This is a genomic window from Psychrobacter sp. AOP7-C1-14 (assembly GCF_052376135.1).
Taxonomy (GTDB): domain Bacteria; phylum Pseudomonadota; class Gammaproteobacteria; order Pseudomonadales; family Moraxellaceae; genus Psychrobacter.
On the sequence record NZ_JBQSVH010000008.1, the window covers coordinates 31,270 to 49,862 of the forward strand.

Annotated in this window: 19 protein-coding genes and 1 pseudogene; 7 read left to right on the forward strand and 13 right to left on the reverse strand. The window is 42.1% G+C overall.

Annotation, left to right across the window (positions count from 1 at the left end; translation table 11 throughout):
* Window positions 1–53: 53 nt before the first annotated feature.
* Window positions 54–920, forward strand: coding sequence for a D-Ala-D-Ala carboxypeptidase family metallohydrolase (locus ACT3QN_RS07360; RefSeq protein WP_444522711.1), 867 nt, complete (start codon window positions 54–56; stop codon window positions 918–920).
* 322 nt (window positions 921–1,242) lie between these two features.
* On the forward strand, window positions 1,243–1,758 hold the full coding sequence (locus tag ACT3QN_RS07365) for a hypothetical protein (protein ID WP_444522712.1): 516 nt from the start codon (window positions 1,243–1,245) through the stop codon (window positions 1,756–1,758).
* A gap of 146 nt (window positions 1,759–1,904) precedes the next feature.
* On the opposite strand, the gene ACT3QN_RS07370 is transcribed toward ACT3QN_RS07365, so the two are convergent.
* The 3 genes from ACT3QN_RS07370 to ACT3QN_RS07380 form a co-directional block, all read right to left on the reverse strand.
* Window positions 1,905–3,350 carry a M16 family metallopeptidase gene (locus ACT3QN_RS07370; RefSeq protein ID WP_444522713.1) on the reverse strand — a complete coding sequence of 482 codons (1,446 nt, stop codon included), beginning with the start codon at window positions 3,348–3,350 and terminating at the stop codon, window positions 1,905–1,907.
* A 211-nt stretch (window positions 3,351–3,561) separates the two neighbouring features.
* Window positions 3,562–5,049 carry a M16 family metallopeptidase gene (locus ACT3QN_RS07375; protein WP_444522714.1) on the reverse strand — a complete coding sequence of 496 codons (1,488 nt, stop codon included), beginning with the start codon at window positions 5,047–5,049 and terminating at the stop codon, window positions 3,562–3,564.
* Window positions 5,050–5,114: 65 nt separating this feature from the next.
* Window positions 5,115–5,264: a hypothetical protein gene (locus ACT3QN_RS07380; RefSeq protein ID WP_444522715.1), complete on the reverse strand. Its 150-nt coding sequence runs from the start codon at window positions 5,262–5,264 to the stop codon at window positions 5,115–5,117.
* Between the two features lie 294 nt (window positions 5,265–5,558).
* Here ACT3QN_RS07380 and ftsY point away from each other — a divergent pair, with 294 nt between their 5' ends.
* Window positions 5,559–6,938: a signal recognition particle-docking protein FtsY gene (ftsY, locus tag ACT3QN_RS07385; protein WP_444522716.1), complete on the forward strand. Its 1,380-nt coding sequence runs from the start codon at window positions 5,559–5,561 to the stop codon at window positions 6,936–6,938.
* A 52-nt stretch (window positions 6,939–6,990) separates the two neighbouring features.
* On the forward strand, window positions 6,991–7,557 hold the full coding sequence (locus ACT3QN_RS07390; RefSeq protein WP_444522717.1) for a methylated-DNA--[protein]-cysteine S-methyltransferase: 567 nt from the start codon (window positions 6,991–6,993) through the stop codon (window positions 7,555–7,557).
* An 81-nt stretch (window positions 7,558–7,638) separates the two neighbouring features.
* Here the strand turns inward: ACT3QN_RS07390 and ACT3QN_RS07395 are convergent, their stop codons facing one another.
* Entirely contained in the window at window positions 7,639–8,388 is a 750-nt protein-coding gene (locus ACT3QN_RS07395) for a YebC/PmpR family DNA-binding transcriptional regulator (protein ID WP_444522718.1), read from the reverse strand.
* Window positions 8,389–8,705: 317 nt separating this feature from the next.
* Here ACT3QN_RS07395 and ACT3QN_RS07400 point away from each other — a divergent pair, with 317 nt between their 5' ends.
* Entirely contained in the window at window positions 8,706–9,536 is an 831-nt protein-coding gene (locus ACT3QN_RS07400; protein WP_444520932.1) for an ion transporter, read from the forward strand.
* 27 nt (window positions 9,537–9,563) lie between these two features.
* Here ACT3QN_RS07400 and ACT3QN_RS07405 read toward each other — a convergent pair whose 3' ends face one another.
* The gene (locus ACT3QN_RS07405; RefSeq protein ID WP_444522719.1) at window positions 9,564–10,865 is read right to left on the reverse strand and encodes an ABC1 kinase family protein; all 1,302 of its coding nucleotides are present in this window, start codon (window positions 10,863–10,865) and stop codon (window positions 9,564–9,566) included.
* 123 nt (window positions 10,866–10,988) lie between these two features.
* Window positions 10,989–11,525 carry a type II 3-dehydroquinate dehydratase gene (gene aroQ / locus ACT3QN_RS07410; protein WP_444522720.1) on the reverse strand — a complete coding sequence of 179 codons (537 nt, stop codon included), beginning with the start codon at window positions 11,523–11,525 and terminating at the stop codon, window positions 10,989–10,991.
* Window positions 11,526–11,970: 445 nt separating this feature from the next.
* Here aroQ and ACT3QN_RS07415 point away from each other — a divergent pair, with 445 nt between their 5' ends.
* Together ACT3QN_RS07415 and ACT3QN_RS07420 are read left to right on the forward strand one after the other, a co-directional pair.
* Entirely contained in the window at window positions 11,971–12,186 is a 216-nt protein-coding gene (locus ACT3QN_RS07415) for a cold-shock protein (protein ID WP_444520935.1), read from the forward strand.
* Between the two features lie 290 nt (window positions 12,187–12,476).
* The gene (locus tag ACT3QN_RS07420; protein WP_444522721.1) at window positions 12,477–13,631 is read left to right on the forward strand and encodes a DEAD/DEAH box helicase; all 1,155 of its coding nucleotides are present in this window, start codon (window positions 12,477–12,479) and stop codon (window positions 13,629–13,631) included.
* A 109-nt stretch (window positions 13,632–13,740) separates the two neighbouring features.
* Here ACT3QN_RS07420 and ACT3QN_RS07425 read toward each other — a convergent pair whose 3' ends face one another.
* The 7 genes and pseudogenes from ACT3QN_RS07425 to ACT3QN_RS07455 form a co-directional block, all read right to left on the reverse strand.
* A complete protein-coding gene (locus ACT3QN_RS07425; RefSeq protein ID WP_444522722.1) occupies window positions 13,741–14,640 on the reverse strand; it encodes a sulfite exporter TauE/SafE family protein in 900 nt (299 codons plus the stop codon).
* Between the two features lie 98 nt (window positions 14,641–14,738).
* The gene (ccoS, locus tag ACT3QN_RS07430; RefSeq protein WP_444522723.1) at window positions 14,739–14,999 is read right to left on the reverse strand and encodes a cbb3-type cytochrome oxidase assembly protein CcoS; all 261 of its coding nucleotides are present in this window, start codon (window positions 14,997–14,999) and stop codon (window positions 14,739–14,741) included.
* A gap of 116 nt (window positions 15,000–15,115) precedes the next feature.
* A complete protein-coding gene (locus ACT3QN_RS07435; protein ID WP_444522724.1) occupies window positions 15,116–15,904 on the reverse strand; it encodes a YdcF family protein in 789 nt (262 codons plus the stop codon).
* Window positions 15,894–16,934, reverse strand: a complete 1,041-nt coding sequence (murB, locus tag ACT3QN_RS07440; protein ID WP_444522781.1) for a UDP-N-acetylmuramate dehydrogenase — start codon at window positions 16,932–16,934, stop codon at window positions 15,894–15,896. The genes ACT3QN_RS07435 and murB overlap by 11 nt, the downstream gene beginning before the upstream one ends.
* A 306-nt stretch (window positions 16,935–17,240) precedes the next feature.
* On the reverse strand, window positions 17,241–17,738 hold the full coding sequence (locus ACT3QN_RS07445) for a low molecular weight protein-tyrosine-phosphatase (protein WP_444522725.1): 498 nt from the start codon (window positions 17,736–17,738) through the stop codon (window positions 17,241–17,243).
* A gap of 207 nt (window positions 17,739–17,945) precedes the next feature.
* Window positions 17,946–18,365: an RNA-binding S4 domain-containing protein gene (locus tag ACT3QN_RS07450; protein WP_444522726.1), complete on the reverse strand. Its 420-nt coding sequence runs from the start codon at window positions 18,363–18,365 to the stop codon at window positions 17,946–17,948.
* Between the two features lie 82 nt (window positions 18,366–18,447).
* Window positions 18,448–18,588, reverse strand: a pseudogene (locus ACT3QN_RS07455) (excalibur calcium-binding domain-containing protein); the annotation flags it as partial.
* Window positions 18,589–18,593: the final 5 nt, after the last annotated feature.

The window sequence follows — 18,593 nt, forward strand, 5'->3', positions numbered from 1 at the left end:
TTGTTGAAAATTTGATAGTATCGATAAAACGTTTTTAGCGGTAGCTTCTTGTCATGATGAAATCAAAAACCTATGCGTATAGGCAAATTTTCCAGCCTGTTCTTACGTTCATACTTTGTGCTGGTAGTATAACTGCTCATGCCGTTATTATCAGTGATGATAGTGAACGCCGTATTCAAATACGTCAAAATAGTAGTACGAATACATCAAATAGCGACAGTATGCAGAACTTGATTGTACAAAAGCAGCGTGATTTTGAGATTGATGCTAGGTTATCTATTGAAGAAAACAAACGTGTGAATATAGTGAAGCGCGGTGCCACCTATAGTACGTCAAACAACACCTACAATGGTGCTTATAAAGATTCTACAAATATGGACTTTAACGCATGGCTAAATAGTAATAGCTATCGTGCTAGGCAAGTGGCAGCGTATGAACGCTATCTCAGTTCACGAGTAGGGTCACAGAATGTACCACCGCTATCTCAATTACTTACAACCGCTCGTAGCTGGAGTAAATGTGGATATGAACCTTATCAGCTACCACCGCAAGAGTTGTGGCCTAACATTGTACCGACATTGCATCTCTATAGTGAATTGAAAAATCAAGGCATTTTGCCGCCTAGCAGTGAAATACGGTCGGTATATCGTAACCCAGGACTGAATGATTGTGCAGGTGGTGCTGATAGTAGTAAGCATATGAATGCGAGTGCCATAGATATTTGGGTACCTGAGTACGAAGATAATTTATGGCGCTTGAATACCCTGCAAGATGGCCTATGTCAGTTTTGGCAATATCAGGGACAGTCTTACAATTTCGGCTTAGGATTATATGCGACAGGGGCTATTCATTTGGATACTGATGGCTACCGTAAATGGGGATTTAATCACGCTAGTAGCTCTTCTTCTTGTCGATATTAAGTAGATTATTATTGATTAAAATGTCGAATAAAGATAAACGAATCATAATAACGCTAGATATGTATATTCATTTTTATATATACTGCGACGGTATTTACTAAAAGCAATACTATTGCAATTGTTTAGTAGGATTTATAGGTTGTACGCATAAGTTCATCAAAAATTTGTTTGGTATTCGCAAGCTATGCTTTAATAATGTGTGCTATCAATTGTCTCCATGATCTACAAAAAACGACTGCATTTACCTTAAGCGAAATTTATGAAAAATCAGTGCTCAACAACAGTAAGATACTATAAAGCAAAAGTTAGGCGTCAGAGTCTTTTGCAGCCGACCCATAACAAGTATGGCGTTTTACTTATTCCTACACTCGTATCCGTACTGATGGTCAGCGCATGTAGTACAGAAATGTCCTCCGAAAGTAGTATGACAGTGACAGATAACTCTGCCAGAAATATACAAAGCTCCAAGGAGATAGAAGACAATATTAAGAACTCTTACGCACGTTTGGCATCTAAGCGTTCTGATGTTTGTCCAAAATTAATTCAAGAAGAAACAGGCAATCAGGTTATTGAGCGCATATCAGAAGTCATGGTAAATGACTATTGTGATTATTTTTTATATCCGCGAGAGGGACAGCGTCTCAATGTTAAAGTAGACAACCGTCAGGTAGAAGCGCTATTAGTTGTGCCAACGATACATAATTTTGCCAATGGTAAGTATAAAGTGACGTCTTATGATAAGCACGTTATCCGTCTAAGCTATAATGGGGCTACTTATAAGCCTGAGCATTTTGTCTATGATGTTGCGCTAAAAATCTCTGATGCTAAGCATTCCTAATAATAAGTATTAGGAATGCTCTGTTTCTTATTTAAAGGTCATAATAGTTCAAACATTAAAGTAAACATTACAAGTAGTATCCCTTACCACTCATAATGTCTCTATTTGATCAATAACTCTTATTTCTAAAACTACTTCCTATCAACTTATTTCTTACTGGTTTTCTTTGTCGCTTTCTTTTCTTCCCACGGATTTTCTTGTCCAACAGTGACAATCAAGAAATTATCAGGCTTTAGTGTATCTCGCATGGTTTGATTGACCTCTGAAAGTGTGACTTGATCGATGCGATTGGTATAGTCAGTTAAGTAATTATTCGGTAATTGGTAAAAATTCATCATTCCCAATAATCCATTAATGCCTGCATTGCTTGCAAATCCCATTGGGAAGCTGTTTTTTAAGTTATCTGTAGTCAAACGCATCTCATCATTAGTAATACCCTTGTCCAGTGTCCCATTGATAACCTCTAAACTTGCATCAATTGCTGCACGCGCTTTATCATTACGTGTCGAAAAACCAATCTGATAGGGGCCTCGCGAGAGCATGGGATTCATTGATCCCGAGATTCCATAAGTATAGCCAAGGTTTTGTCTCACTTCTGTCATTAGCCGCGCATTAAAGTCACTACCTGCCATGACTTCGTTTCCAACCGCAAAGTTGGTTTGCTGCTGCTGTGCTATTGGGTCAGTTGCCCGCTTGCTACCCAATTGTCCCATGAGTACAGTAGTTTGAGTGCTTGGAAATGGAATATGAACGTGCTGCGCTTTAGTAAGCGGTTTCGGCTCAGGTAATTCGGCGGCAGCTTGACCAGTAGGCAGTTTAGTAGTGATGTCTTCTGCCAGTTTTTTGGCTTGTTCTAATGTCAGATTGCCGGTCATAGAAATAGACGCGTTTGCTGCCACTAGATATTTGTTTTTAAAGTCTATCAGTTGCTGTTTCTCAATCGTAGGAACGCTTTCTAGCGTACCGACTGATGGATGTGCGTATGGGTGAGTACCGTACAAAGCATCGCTGAAAGCAATACTTGCTAGACTATTTGGATCTTGTTTTTGTTGCTGTAAACCAACGAGTAGTCGTGCTTTATTGCGTGCTAGCGTTTCCTCGTCAAACGTAGGCTCACTTACCATCTGTGTCATTAAATCAACGGCTGGCAGGAGATGCTGGTCGTCAGATAGGCTGCGTAGTGAAACGATAAACATGTCTTTATAGGCACTACTGCTTAGGTTGATACCCAAAGTTTCTACGGCACGTGTGAATGCATTTTCATCTAGACTTTCGGAGCCTTGTTCGAGCATCGTCGCTGTCATGTTAGCAATACCAAAACCATCCTTTTTGATACTACCGTCACGCGCACTACCAGCATTAAACCGTAAGTCTACATCGACTATTGGTAGGGTGGTCGTTTGTACAAACATAACAGGTACGCCAGCCTTAGTTTTAAACTGTTGAATGGTCGGTACGGTGATTTTTAAAGGTTTATCATTGTCTAAGCTTGTCAACTTAGATAGGGCAGCTATAGGCGTACTTGCATCGATTGCAACAGGCGCACGGTAATCTTCAGCAGCGGTTGTATCAGCCTGAGCAGTAGTAGCCATAGCCAATATACTAAAAGCAAAAACTATGCTGGTACTGAGGTAGGATCGCTTTTTAGATGAAAAAGGACTGCTTCTTACAGAGGACGAGGTAGTCTTAAAGGGTTCTTGCTTCGTTTTAGAGTCGTATTTATTCTGAATCATGAGTTTCTTCTTATTAAGAATACAGTTTTGTGGCCATGTTTATGAGACGTTTGATGATACACAGCGTCTATTATTTAGTTGGTTTTTCATTGTCTTTAGGTGGCACGATATGCATCACCGTCAAGTTGTCTCTGACCAAGTATTTTTTACTGGCAGTTTGGATGTCGGCCACACTGATATCATCGAGCTTAGCTGGCAACTTTGCCAGCAGTCTGTCATCTAGACCGATAGACTGTAACGAGCCAATCATACGTGCTTGTCCTTCCATACTGTCTTGCGCATAAATCAAACCAGTAACCGTATTGGTTTTAGCGCGACTGATTTCATCCTTGGCGATAGGATCGGTTTTTAGTTTTTCTATTTCTGAGGTTATGGCTTGTTGTGCCTGCTCTAAACTGACGCCTTCACGCGGTGTTGCTTGTATTAAAAACAGTCCATCGCCGCGGTCTAGTAAGTCATAAGAAGTGCCAACAGAGGTCAGTAGACCCTGTTCACGTATCAAGCGACTCTCTAATCGTGCAGATAATCCGCCATCGAGCACATCTTGAGCGAGTGAAAGGGCATAAGCTTGCTTTTCATTGCTTGCACCTACCGTTGCAAGGCTCGGTACGTTGTAACCCATTAATAGAACGGGTACTTGCACAGCTTGTTCAGAGTCTACTTTTTGGTAACCACGGAAACCTTTTTGAGTGACAGAAGTGCGTTTGGGTAAGTTGCTTTTTTCTAGATCACTGAAGTAACGTTTGACTTGGGTGAGCGCTTCCTGTGGTTGCACGTCACCGACGATGACTAACGTTGCATTATTAGGTGCATACCATGTCTTATACCAGTCTTTTAAGTCTGAAAGTTTAATCGATTCTAGCTCGTCCATAGGTCCAATGACAGACTCGCCTTTTGGACTGTCAGGTAGCGCTAACAGACGAAATGATTCATAGGCTTTGGCAAGCGGATTGTCATCAGTACGTTGACGACGCTCTTCCATAACTACTTGATGTTCTTTGGCAAATTCATTGTCATCAAAGGTAAGGTTTTTCATGCGATCTGCTTCAAGCTCCAATGCCAATGGCATACGATTGGCAGGAAACAGCTCGTAGTATCCAGTATAGTCATAGCTAGTGAAAGCGTTGTTGACGCCACCAAATTTAGCAATTAGCCGCTCATAATCATCGCTAGAAACATTGGTAGTACCTTTGAACATCATGTGCTCGAGTAAGTGAGAGATACCACCTTTATCAATAGGCTCATCTGCCGAGCCCACTCGGTACCAGATTTGTGTCATAGCGACTGGGGCTCGATGGTCTTCTTTTATGACGACTTTTAGACCATTTTCTAATTGATATTCATGTCGGCCCGACATGTCCATTGTCAACTCGGATGGCTGAGTGTCTTTGCTTTCATCTGACATATTTTGAGCCAAGCTATTTGTTGCGATTGAGCTTGTCGTGGTTGCAGAGTTAGTAGGCATCGTGTTGGTTTGACACGCAGCAAGTGATGCTGCTACTGCTAAGGCACAAGCAATACGTAATGGCGCAGCTGGTAGAGGTAAAGACAATGGCATGATATGGTCTACTTATATAGAATGTTGACTGAAAAATTAAATGATAATCATAGTAATAGAGGGCATTACAAAGAGGTCTGAGCACCAACCATAACGCTAGCAGTCGGTCTAAACTCTTGCGTGGTGGTGCAACCTGTCACCAATATAGTCGTCGTTAGTAGAACAGCCACACTGATGCTATTAATTTTTTTGTAGTGTTTAGAAAATAATGACATAAAATATTCCTAATAAGTATTTATCAAATAAGTCTTGGTAGAGTAGGCGAAGTCTGATAAGTAGCGGGTCAGAATTTTGTGTCCAAACCTTAAGCAAAACTTTCTCAAGTCATAGAGTAATTTCTTAAGTAGATAAATTTTGACGATAGTCTAATAGGGTAAGGGCTGAGCATGACTTTAAATATGCTAAAATAAGTCAAAATTAGGTGTCATGTCGCTCGCAGCTAGATGGCAACATACAAATCCATTAACAATAAACAAATAATTGATAGTGATAACTTTTAGGGCAAGTTTATGAATAACCCAAACAATACTAACCGCGTAGTCATTAACCTTGATGCTAGTCTCGACGACTTAGATGACGATGATATTACCTTACCCAGTCTACCGGTGCAATCTGTACCCATCGTCGATGATGCCGATGATATTGCCCCTAAACAGGACAGTACGGTAAGTCAAGACGTCCCGAATAATGATTCTGCAGATAATATTGCGTTGGCCACGCCAATTGTGATGACAGAAGAGCATAATGTTCCTAAAGGTGCTCCAGAAAGTTTTTTAAGCGCTGAAGAGACAAGTGTCGCAAGTCAGTCCAATACTGCATCAACCGTTCCTGCTATGCCGTTACAAGATCAATTGGGTGATACACCAAGTGTAAACCCAGTATCTGATAGCGACACGCAGGCGGCTACTACCAAAGAGCCTGCTGAAGAGACCCAAGAGCCTAAAGAAAACAAGAAAAAAGGCAGTTGGTTCAACCGTATGAAAACGGGTCTCAGTAAGTCACGCAAAAACTTAGCCGAAGGTATGGTTAGTATTTTGATCGGTGGTAAAGAGATTGATGATGAGCTACTAGAAGAAGTTGAAGACCAACTATTGGTAGCTGATATCGGCGTCAACGCGACGAACCGTATTATCAAGAGCCTCACTGAGCAGACAGATCGTGGTGATCTGATTTATGCCCATTCACTATATAAAGCATTGCAAAGCGAACTGGTTGATATCCTTACACCAAAAGTTGAGCCATTAGTGATTGATACTAGTAAAAAACCATTCGTTATATTGGTAGTAGGTGTTAATGGTGTGGGCAAAACCACAACGATTGGTAAGCTTGCCAAGCGTCTGCAAGGTGAGGGCAAATCAGTCATGTTGGCAGCGGGTGATACGTTCCGCGCGGCAGCGACTGAGCAGCTACAGATTTGGGGTGAGCGCAATGATATTCCAGTTGTGGCGCAAGGTCATGGTTCTGACAGCGCTTCAGTAATTTTTGATGCGATGCAGTCAGCTAAAGCAAAAAATATCGACGTGCTCATCGCTGATACGGCTGGTCGTTTGCAAAACAAGACACATTTGATGGCAGAGCTAGAGAAAGTCGTACGTGTCATGCGTAAAGCGGATCCAAGTGCTCCGCATGAAGGGATGATTGTACTGGATGCTGGTACAGGTCAAAACGCTATCAACCAAGTCGAGCTGTTTAATAAAATTGTACCGCTGACAGGTATTACTATTACCAAACTAGATGGTACTGCTAAAGGTGGCGTGGTATTTAATATTGCCGAAACGACAGATGTGCCTATCCGCTATATTGGTGTGGGTGAATCGATTGATGACTTGCGCTCTTTTAGTCCGAAGCAGTTTGTCGCCGCCTTGTTCGAGACCGAAGATAAAGAATAAAATAGCCAGTTTTAGTGAGTAAATTTTTTAAGACAATATGGAAATAGGCGCTATGATAGTTACCACAGCAGCTTTTGGGTCACATCAATTAACGCTAATTGCTCATGTCGACGAGCATGGCCAGCCTATGCTTGTTGAAGCTAACTGGCTGCTGGCAGGTAATTCATGGCATAGCTCAAAATCTGTGCCAAAACTTAAAAAATACTACAAACTGACAGATGAAGATTTTACCTTTATAGCTAAAAGTAGCCTAAGCATGAATGAACCTGCTCAAGCATTATTGATAGAAACGATTTTCCAACTCAAAGACTATGCTGATGGTAAGCGTAAAACATTGGATTTGCCTTTAGACTTCTCTATGGGTACTGAGTTCCAGCAAAGAGTATGGCAGGCTCTGCAAGGTATTGAGTATGGTGAAACCATCAGCTATGCCACACTCGCACAGCGTGTTAACAGTCCAAAGGGGTTCCGTGCGGTCGCACAGGCCAATGGCAAAAACCCTTTTAGTATTATCGTGCCTTGTCATCGAGTGATTGCTAGCAATGGTAAGCTTGGTGGTTATACAGGTGGGCTAGATAAAAAGGAATATTTATTAGCACTAGAAGGAAGTTGGACGTAAAGCAGAGATCTAGGTCTGTGTTAATAGAAAAGGGCCAAATACTTTTGGTATCTGGCCCTTTTCTATTAACAGTTAATAAGATTACGCTTCAAGCTGAGCCATGACGTCAGCAGAGAATTTTACGTTAGTATAAACTTCTTGCACATCATCAGCATCTTCTAACATATCAATCATCTTTATAATCTTTTCAGCATCATCAACATTGTCGATCTCAGCCGTGGTAGATGGTGACATGGTAACTTCGGCATTGTCAGAAACTAGACCAGCCGCATTTAGGGCATCTTGGACCTGACCAAAACTCTCCCATTCAGTAATAACGAGTAAGCTTTCGCCGTCATTTTCGATATCTATGGCGCCTGCATCTAGTGCAACGAGCATCACTTCATCTTCTAAACTAACATCGTTAAAAGTGATTTCGCCACGTTTAGTGAATAGGTATGCCACTGAGCCTGATGTACCAAGGTTCCCATCGTTTTTGGTAAAAGCGTGACGTACCTCGCTAACCGTACGGTTGAGGTTATCCGTCATGGTTTCGACCAATACAGCTACACCACCAACACCATAGCCTTCGTAACTGACTTCTTCCATATTCTCGTTATCGCCGCCGCCTGTACCGCGGTCGACAGCTCGATTAATCGTGTCGCGCGTCATATTGGCTGATAGCGCTTTTTCGATAACGGCACGTAAGCGTGGGTTTTTGTCAGGATCGGGATCGCCTTGTTTGGCAGCTGAAACGATTTCACGAATAATCTTGGTAAATATCTTACCCCTTACTGCATCCTGACGGGCTTTACGGTGTTTAATATTTGCCCATTTTGAATGGCCTGCCATATAACATCCTTAAGTTCTACGTACTATTTTTATGAATAAAAAGAGTGAACAATAACAACCTTCAATATGTGATTGCCTGATTTTATACTATCATTACTTTGTCTATATGAGGCAGCAGCGCTACTGGCACGTTAACGATTTGTATGTTGTTGAGAGTGCTTTTTTGCTACACTGTGGCAACCTATAGATTGTATTCACTGTGATAGGTGAGCGATATTATAAACCAGTTTTAGCTATTTTGACCAACTTGCCCTTATCCATCACATTTTAAGTCATTGCGTGCTACCAAACCATTGATTTTATAAAGTACTGATTCTATGAAGCAACCAACCGCCGAAGCTCTTACACACTTACGTAACCGTACGCATATCATTATCGAAGGCACAGATACCCGTTTGGGTAAACTCTTTGATATTGTATTGCTAATTGCAATTTTAGCCAGTGTGGCCGTCGTCATGCTTGATAGTGTGCTATATATGCGTTTGCAATATGGCACGTTGTTCTTTTATGCAGAATGGTTTTTTACCATCCTATTTACTATTGAGTATGTGCTAAGACTGTTTTCAGCACCCAACCGCTTACGTTATGCTTTTAGTTTCTTTGGGATAGTGGATTTGCTGTCTGTATTGCCAAGTTACTTGAGCCTGATGTTTGTGGGCGTGCAGTATCTACTCGTGATACGGGTATTACGTATTTTACGTGTATTCCGTGTTCTTAAGCTCAAAGCTTATATGCAACAGGCTGGTTTTTTGGCTTCCGCATTGAAAACCAGTCAGCAGAAAATCACGGTCTTCTTCCTATCGCTTGTACTATTGGTAACCATCTTCGGTTCAATCATTTATGTGGTAGAAGGGCCAGAGAATGGATTCACCAGTATTCCATTGTCTATCTACTGGGCAGTTGTCACGATGACGACGGTTGGCTACGGTGATATGTCACCCAAAACACCGCTTGGACAAGCAATCGCAACCATGGTCATGATCACGGGTTATTCGATTATTGCTGTACCAACAGGTATCTTTACGTCAGAGCTAGCTCGTAATATGCGTCCACAGTTGAACCCAGTGACTTGTCCAAACTGCGGCAAGTTTGGTCATGCGGTAGGGGCAGACTTTTGTGATCGCTGCGGACACGCGCTACACATATAGACTCAATCGTGACAGCAAATGGATCTACTACGCATCGATGTACTCATCAACCAGTGGCGAGAGATCGATCTCGACGTCTAGATTGACCAGATTCCAGTATTGTCCTGATACAGTACGATCTAGCATCATGGTGGTAGCGGAAGGTTGAAACTGACCGAAGTACTTCAAAGAGGTGCGCATCTGCGCAATGGCTTCGTGATGTACTTGACTACTACCAAAATCAAATGCACCTTCTTGATAGGGGCTAATGGATAAAGGCTTCATACCAATCGATAGCCACTGTTTATAAAATTCACCAGGGATGTTCTTGTCGTCTTCGCGGCGAATATCTAGGGCAATCAAATCTTGTTCGAGTGCAGTGACGTCACCTTTTAGCGCATGTTTGACAAAGCGTTTGAATATCTGCACTTCGCTATCGCTATAACTACGGATACCGCCAAAATCATAGGCCACGACACTGCCGTTATGACGGAAAGCGAAGTTACCCGGATGAGGGTCGCAGTGCATACGGTACAACCCAAATAGTTGACCTGCGGTAAAGTGAAACAGACGTTCAGCAATTTTTTGTTTGACGTCATTGTCCCATGTCGCAGCAACAGTCAAAGTCTCTCCCATCTCTTCAGTTAAAGTCAGAATCCTTTTAGAAGAATGACTGCTAATCACTTTAGGAATAATAAGGCCTTCATCTTCTGCATGAAAAGCACCAAACACGCGTAAGTTGTGAGCTTCTTTGACATAGTCCAATTCGTCATGCAAGCTTTGGCGAATCTCATTAAAAAGTTGCTCTTGTAGTTGCTTACTCATATTGAGCACGCCAGCGATTTTTAATGCCATGCGTACTTGTTTGAGATCGCTATCACAGTTTTCATCGACATCCGGATACTGGACTTTGACCACCACCTTTTGACCCGATGGTAGCGTCGCTTTGTGCACTTGTCCAATGGATGCTGCGGCAAAAGGTGTCTCTTCAAACTCGCTAAACAACTCTAAGATAGGTGCTTTTAGCTCGCGTTCAACTTGGGCACGTATCTGCGCATACGGCATTGGTGGTGCATCTTTCTGTAGCTTTTCGAGCGCTGACGCAACCTCAGGCGGGAACACATCCTTATACTGTGAAGCAATCTGTCCGACCTTCATCACTGCGCCTTTCATCTCACCCAACGTCTCGGCAATTTGAACGCCCACGTCTTGCATCAAATCTGAGCGAGCTTGCAGACGCTTTTCTTCGTCACTTGAGAGATGCTTAAATGAGTTTTTAGCGGCTTTGCCAGCAATACTTGCTGTCATGCCAGCAAGTTTCATAAAGCGTTTTCCGGACGATTTTGCCATTCATGTCACCGTATAATGGGTTGTTTGCTCAGTCGTAATTCTATTATTTTAATTACAATATTACTGTTTAACTAATGTGTGAAGACGCGTGCAATCATTTATAAAAAAGTAAGCGTCGTCATTTTATTTGTTTGTATTAACTGCATATATATTGCTCAACCAGTAATCAAGCGCCATTTGATAACCTAATTGTCCCAAGCCACAAATAACACCTACTGCAACGTCACTTAGATAGGAATGATGCCGAAAAGGCTCACGTGCATGGACGTTTGATAAATGCACTTCTATAAATGGTTTTTGCGTGGCCAATAGCGCATCGCGCAGAGCCACTGAAGTATGCGTAAATGCAGCTGGATTGATGATGATAGCATCGACTTGGTCATATGTATCCGCCAATAATCCGTGATACTGAATGTCGTCTACTAGCTTACCTTCATGGTTTGACTGTATGCATATTAATTCTACACTATGGCGCGCGGCACGCTCGACTAGTTGCTGCTCTATATCAGCAAGCGTCGTATGACCATAAATATGCGGCTCTCGTTTACCTAGTAAATTTAGATTTACCCCATTTACCAGTAGTAATTTATGAGTCAGTATTTTATTGAAGTTTTCGTTAGTCGATTGTTCAGCTGCTTTTATCGGAGTAGAGGTGGTCATAATGGTCTCGGTAACTATTGAGCGATGTTGATAATTTATTATAATATATGAATAACTTAAGACGCGTGCAGCTAGACTAAGCTGGCTTTAGCGCATTTTGATCTTTATCATAACAGCTTGCCAGCTAGGTTATAAAAGTTTGTCTAAAAAAATATTTAGATATTAAAAAGCATATTAAAAGTCTTTATGTTGCTAAAAACCCGTGCTATGATATTTTTTATGCAATAAATATTGCAAGTTTGTTGCTATCGTCAAATTTCATAACGATAAATGCGTTTGGTGAATTCGTTATGCAAGTGCTATGTAGATAATTAAAGCACTACATAGATAATGGTAAGTAGAGTAGTAATACTCTTAATTTTTGATTTCATAATCTTAGACCCTGTTTATATGCAATGTTGCAAAGGAAGCTAGGGCTAAGCGGACTTTTTTAGGAAGTAATATTATGTCAGCTCGTGAGCAAGGTATCGTTAAGTGGTTTAATGACGCAAAAGGCTTTGGTTTCATTCAACGTGACAGCGGAGAAGATATTTTTGTCCATTTCCGCGCGATTCAGGGTGATGGCTATCGTTCTCTAAAGGATGGCGAAAAAGTTGAGTTCAGCGTAGTAGAAGGTGACAAAGGTCTGCAAGCTGAAGAAGTCAGAAAGACAGAAGAGTAATTTGCTCAGACATTAAAGCGGTTTAGTTATAATGTCTGTACAAACTACTGATATACTACTGAGTCAAGCCCATCTTATCTTACCTATGTTGAGTGAATTACAGCATATTTGGTAGGATTGGATTTGGGCTTGGCTTTTTTTATGCCTATATGTCTGACGGTTTTCTGCAAACTTAATAAAGCTACTCTTACTGACTGCGGTTTAAACGCTACATTTGATACTATAAAGGTTCATTATGAGCCTATTTATAATTAATAAAAGACAAGTAATTCATTTAAAAGGATATTTTTTTGAGCAATTTTACAACGTTTACCGATCTGCCACTTTCAACAGCGACCCTGCGTGCAGTAAGTGATCTAGGCTTCACGGAATTGACGCCCATTCAAGCAAAGATATTACCGCATACATTGGCAAATCAAGATGCTATCGGGCAAGCACAAACGGGCACAGGGAAAACAGCGACTTTTCTACTGACTATTATGGAAGCCTTACTTAAGCGTCCATTTACCAATGATGAAGAGCGCTATCTTGGTGAGCCACGCGCTGTGATCATGGCACCAACTCGCGAGCTGGCTCAGCAAATATTTGATGACTGCATTGCTTTGACCAAATATACCTCGCTACATAGTGTCTGTATTATGGGCGGTACTAACTATGAAACTCAGCAGCACGAGCTTGAACGTCAGTATGTCGATATCTTGGTAGCGACACCTGGTCGTCTAATTGATCTTGCTAATAAAGGTATGGTGTATTTAGATAGAGTAGAGGTATTGGTACTTGATGAAGCAGATCGTATGCTAGATATGGGGTTCATTCCTGATATCAAGCGCCTAGTCGGTCGAATGCCTGCCAATACCGATCGTCAAAGCTTATTATTTTCTGCAACTTTTAACCAAGATGTGATGAATTTGGCCTATCGCTGGTTACACGAGCCTCAGTTTGTTGAGATTGAGCCTGAACATAAAACCAGTGAGCTAGTAGATCAGCATTTCTATTTGCTAACAGAAGATCAAAAGCTAGATGCCTTACAGCGTATCATTAGTGATGAAGCAGTAGAGAAGGTTATTATCTTTGCCAATCGTAAAGATCAAGTAAAGCGTCTGTATCATAAATTGCGTCAAGCGCATAATATCGTCATGCTCTCAGGTGATGTTATTCAGCAAAAACGTGAGAAATACTTACAGCGATTTAAGGATGGTCATGCGTCTATCTTGGTAGCAACAGATGTAGCAGGACGCGGTATCCATGTCGATGATGTCAGCCATGTAGTCAACTTTACTTTGCCTGATCAGCCAGATGATTATGTACACCGTATTGGTCGTACGGGCCGTGCGGGTCAGACAGGCATTAGTATCAGTTTCGTCAGTGAGGATGATGCTTTTAATATACCAGCATTAGAAAAGCATTTAGAAACTAAGTTTACGCTTGAGCAGTGGCAGGAATAATTACTATAAACTGAGTATTATTTAGCATATAGAAAAGCCCTCAATATCGAAAATGGTATTGAGGGCTTTTTTATATGCTAAGTTTTAATAGTATCTGTTATGAATAACTTTATTGAGCGTGTTCCATCATTTCGGTATGCTCATGGTGATTCATGTCCATTGACTCATTACTCATGTCATGCATGCTATGGTTCATATGGTTGTCCATATTTTGCATGTTATGATCCATGTTTTCTGTCATATTCATATCATGATCCATCTGACCCATATCATGAGAGTCCATATCAGACATCATAGCAGCGTGGCTACCATGATTCATCTCGCCATGCCCACCATGCATATTTGCCATAACCATCGGCACGACCGCTACTGCCAAGCCTGAAATTACCATAACGGCACCATTTAACTGTCTCAAGCGAAAACGGCCAATTTTATCGCGTAACCAGCCGACCGTTTCATGCGTCGCAACGAGCATCGGTATGGTTCCTAGACCAAAGACAAACATTAATGCAGCACCGCTTAATGGATTATGTGCAACAACCGCAATCAGTAGAGCACCATATACCAAGCCACAAGGTAAGAAGCCCCAAAGCAAACCTGCTGTGAGTGCGCGCGGAAAGGTATTAAGTGGAAATACCTTTTGACGCAGTGGGCTAAGGTATTGCCAAAAGCGCATACCAAAACGTTCGAGTTTGGTTAAAAACGGTGCACCAAGCATCGTTACACCGACGAATACCAACACCAGTCCTAATAAAATACGCGGTGTGCTATTACCCATCATCAATGGTTTTAATACGGTAATACCGATAAGCCCTGCGATTAAGCCTAACAATGCGTAACTCGTTAAGCGCCCAAGATGATAAGTAGTAACCAAAGCGCGGCGCTTGGCGGGGCTGACATCTTTCATAGACAGACCAAATGCAGTTACAAGGCCTCCACACATGCCTAAGCAATGCGGTGAACCAAAGAATCCCATTAGTAATGCCGCCACAAGTAAAGCGATGGTCATGAATGCGTCTCCTAAGAATGTTGAAGGGCGAACCTACTCGTACTGTATAACTTGATGAAGCAGCACCAATAAATTACGCATTTATAAGGTAAGTAGAATTAGATTTTGGCATCTTTATCTATGTCAGAATTATCGTTATTTCCATCAGCTACCGTTGTATTATCTTGTTGCTGGTCGGGTGCTGAGCGTTCATGAGCCTGCATGGTTTGGCGGCGTTCTTGACGGTCATCCAATATAATACGCTGTGATGCATTGTCTAGATCTTCGAATTGGTTTGACTTGACCGCATAACGCACTGCCCAAATAGCAACCACAAACAGCATGAGACTTAATGGAATTAATAAAAATATACTGAGCATGGCAAATCTCTCAAATAGCTGTGTCTCTTATCATTATACACCCATCACGAATATAGTGGATGCTACTATAGTATTTAGAATAAGTTTCTCAATGGTATGGTGTAGGTCTGTAACGTTTATTCGTTAGCGTCTTTTGCAACGTTCCCTCTTGGAGTCAGTAGCTGCTGTGACGTCACGTCATTGGCGTGGCGGCAGTCCATTTGTGGGCGTATCACATCGCGCAGATAGGCAGCGACTTCGTAGACAGCACGCCGTGAGTGGCTTAAGTTGTGTGCAGGCTTCATCCAGTCGCGTCTTACTGGCAGTGGCGCAGGGAGTGGCGTACTATTGATACCGTTTAAGGCAAACTGCCTACGTGCACGTGCCATATGGTAGCTATCAGTAATAAGATATACATGACGTAGTGGAACACGTTTGGCTGTAAAACGGGCATTTTCACACGTATTCATACTGGCATTTTCGCTTATTAGTTCATCGATCCCGTGTTCCGTCAACCATTGGCCGAGCCATGGAGCTTCCGCGCCACTCAGTACGATTGGTAAGGGTAAGTCATGATAAGCGCCAGCAGCGGTACGGGCACGATTGAGGCTATAGCGATTTAAGATGATTTGATTGTTATGGTCATTGGTCAGACCGCCGCCTAGTACTACATAGGCGGTAGGTGGAGAACTGATGGCTGCAGAAGGCAGATCAGGTAGCGGCAGTAAAGAAAATATATAAACGATCGCTTGCGAAAATAGTGGGGTGAATAAGCTAATAAGCACTAAAATGACAGACGTGGAGCCTAGTATAAAAGTAATATTAATAATGCGAAAGAGCGTCACCATGCGTTCAGAAAACTGCAAGTAATATCGCCATAATCGTTTAGATAATGGCCGCTTAGACCATGATTTTTTAGGCCACATGCTCAGCATATCCAATTGAGCCATCAGCATTTACCCAAACTGGCTCACGTGACAATTGAATGGTAAATTTCTCATAGACGGTAGCAGCGATATATTTCTGTGCGATGGCTACATCGTCTTGCGTGGCTTGCTGAGGCTTGTGGTTTGTTAGCACCAATGCTTGCTGTTTATGCGTAAAAATAGGTGCAATGCCGTTCCCTTTTAAGCCTGCCTGCTCAATGAGCCAGCCCGCCGCAACCTTTACCATTGCATCGGCTATGGCATAACCAACGATATTTGGATAGGTTTCTTGCAGCGCCGTGAACTGTTCCTGACTGATAATAGGGTTTTGAAAAAAACTACCACAGTTAGGTAGCTGTTTTGGATCTGGCAGCTTTTGTTGTCGAATATCTATGATGGCTTGCATCACATCAGCAGGTGTCGCTTGCGCGCGCCCTCGTTGCTCAGCATAACGCTGTGCTACAGTCTGTACATCGCCATAATTGGCTAAAACATTAGCGGGATTAGTATGTAGTCTGAAACCTACGCGGCTAATAAGCCATGTGTTTGGCGTGCGTTTAAAGATACTGTCACGATAGCCGAATTGGCAATCAACAGCTGATAAGTGGTGCCAAGTTTGTGTTGGCAAATGATAGGCGCGTACATACTGTAAGCGGTCTTCTAGTTGTACACCATAGGCACCAATATTCTGTATGGGTGCCGCGCCAGTCAGACCAGGGATTAGCGCCAGATTTTCTAATCCATACCAGCCTTGATTAACCGTATGTACGACCAAATCATGCCAGTTCTCACCAGCCATCACTTCGATATCAACATAATCGTTGGTTTGATTGGTCAGATAAATACCACGCATTTTTGGTTGTAATACCGTGGCTTTTAACACTATAGGTAATAAAACATTACTACCACCAGATAGCACAAATAATGGTAATTTGTCTGCCGTACCCTCTATATAAGTTGCCATAAAGTCGTCAAGCTGCGCCTCATTCTCTAGTGCCACTACAGAGTTAGCAACACAGGTCAATGCCATAGTATTGTCAGATGACAAATCGATTGACTCATTGACTAAGGCAGTCGCTGAAACATTAGTCGTGATGGTAGACTGAGCATTGTGGTCAAGGCGTGAAGCTTGGGTCATAACATAGCCTATATGGCAAAAGGATAGTAAATGATAAGGTAGCGATAGTTGATTCAATTTAAAAGAGATACAAGGCAACTGAGTGCAGACGTAACTGTGATACTTCAAGCGAGGTTAACGCTGTAGCTCTTTTATAGAGGATTAACTATATTATAGAGGATACCGGATGCAAGAGTAGCAGAAATATAGATGATGTGGCTAGCAGGCTTTCCAGCTTTCTATCCAAGCTTGGGCGCTTGATTCGATACGCTCGATCACTTCTTCGAAATCATCGTTATCGCCTTTATATGGATCTGGCACATCATCACCGCTATATGTCGGGTCTTCTTCACTGAACAGAGCTAATGTCGCCAAATTATCTTCTACGTTTGTAATGCTATCTTTAATAGCTTGCAGATCAGATAAGTTTTGTGCGTCCATGGCTAAAATCAAATCAAAATCACGAAAGTCATTGGTACTGACTTGACGCGCGACCAGCTTGTTGATTTTATAGCCGTGTGACTTAGCATGACGCTGCGAGCGCATATCAGGCGCACTGCCAACATGCCAATCACTAGTGCCTGCTGAATCTATTTTTATGGATAGTCCTGCAATCGCTACTTGCTGACGAAAAACTTCTTCAGCAGTAGGAGAGCGGCATATATTCCCTAAACATACCAATAACACAGACGAGGGAGTACAGGCTTTCATTAGCATAATATGACCTTCTACAACAAAAAAAACATGCTATAAGAGACCAGCACTATTAATGCGGCTTTTATTAGCATGCAATTGATTGAATCAGCGGCTAGCGTAACGTTTAATGCTTAGAATGGCAAGGGTGGAGACTAAACAATAGCGTCATTTAGCAATGGACTTGAGGCCATATAATATATAGCTACAAGGGGAGAGCGTAAGATATATTTAGTCTTGATTGCTTTTAAAACGTTGTAGATCGCGACGCTCTTTTTTATTGGGCTTGTTATCAGGACGAGCAAGGTTGGCCAGTTTGCGTTGCTCGGCATAGTAAGCACGACGCGTTTCGCTCTCTTTGGTCTCTGAATATAATACCTCAGCGGCGGTCGCATTGCCACGCTGTGCAGATAGCGCCTCAACAACGACCGTCTTTTCGGTCATTGCGGTCGCTGAGCCTTGACGAATGGTTAGCTCATCTCCAACCGAAATCTCTTTGCTGGTTTTTACACGGCTACCAGCATAGTGTACACGTCCACTCTCAATCGCTTGCTTGGCAAGGGTGCGTGTACGATAAAATCTGGCTGCCCATAGCCATTTATCGAGACGGATTTTCACCAGCTCCTGATTTTTATCAGTACCTTTCTTCATAAAATCCTCTATATCTACTTTTCTATATCAAGTATATATTAGGGCGATTTGTATATTTGCAAATAGATATTACGAGGGTGAATTAGTTGCACCACTGTTGTTCACAAGGTACACCATCGTGGTTGCCATCCATTTTTGTATTGGGGCAATAGTTTGTGAAATAAGTTGCTTCTGCGCAGGATGTCATTTGTGAACAATGTGTTCTGCCATCACATGAAAAGCTTGAGG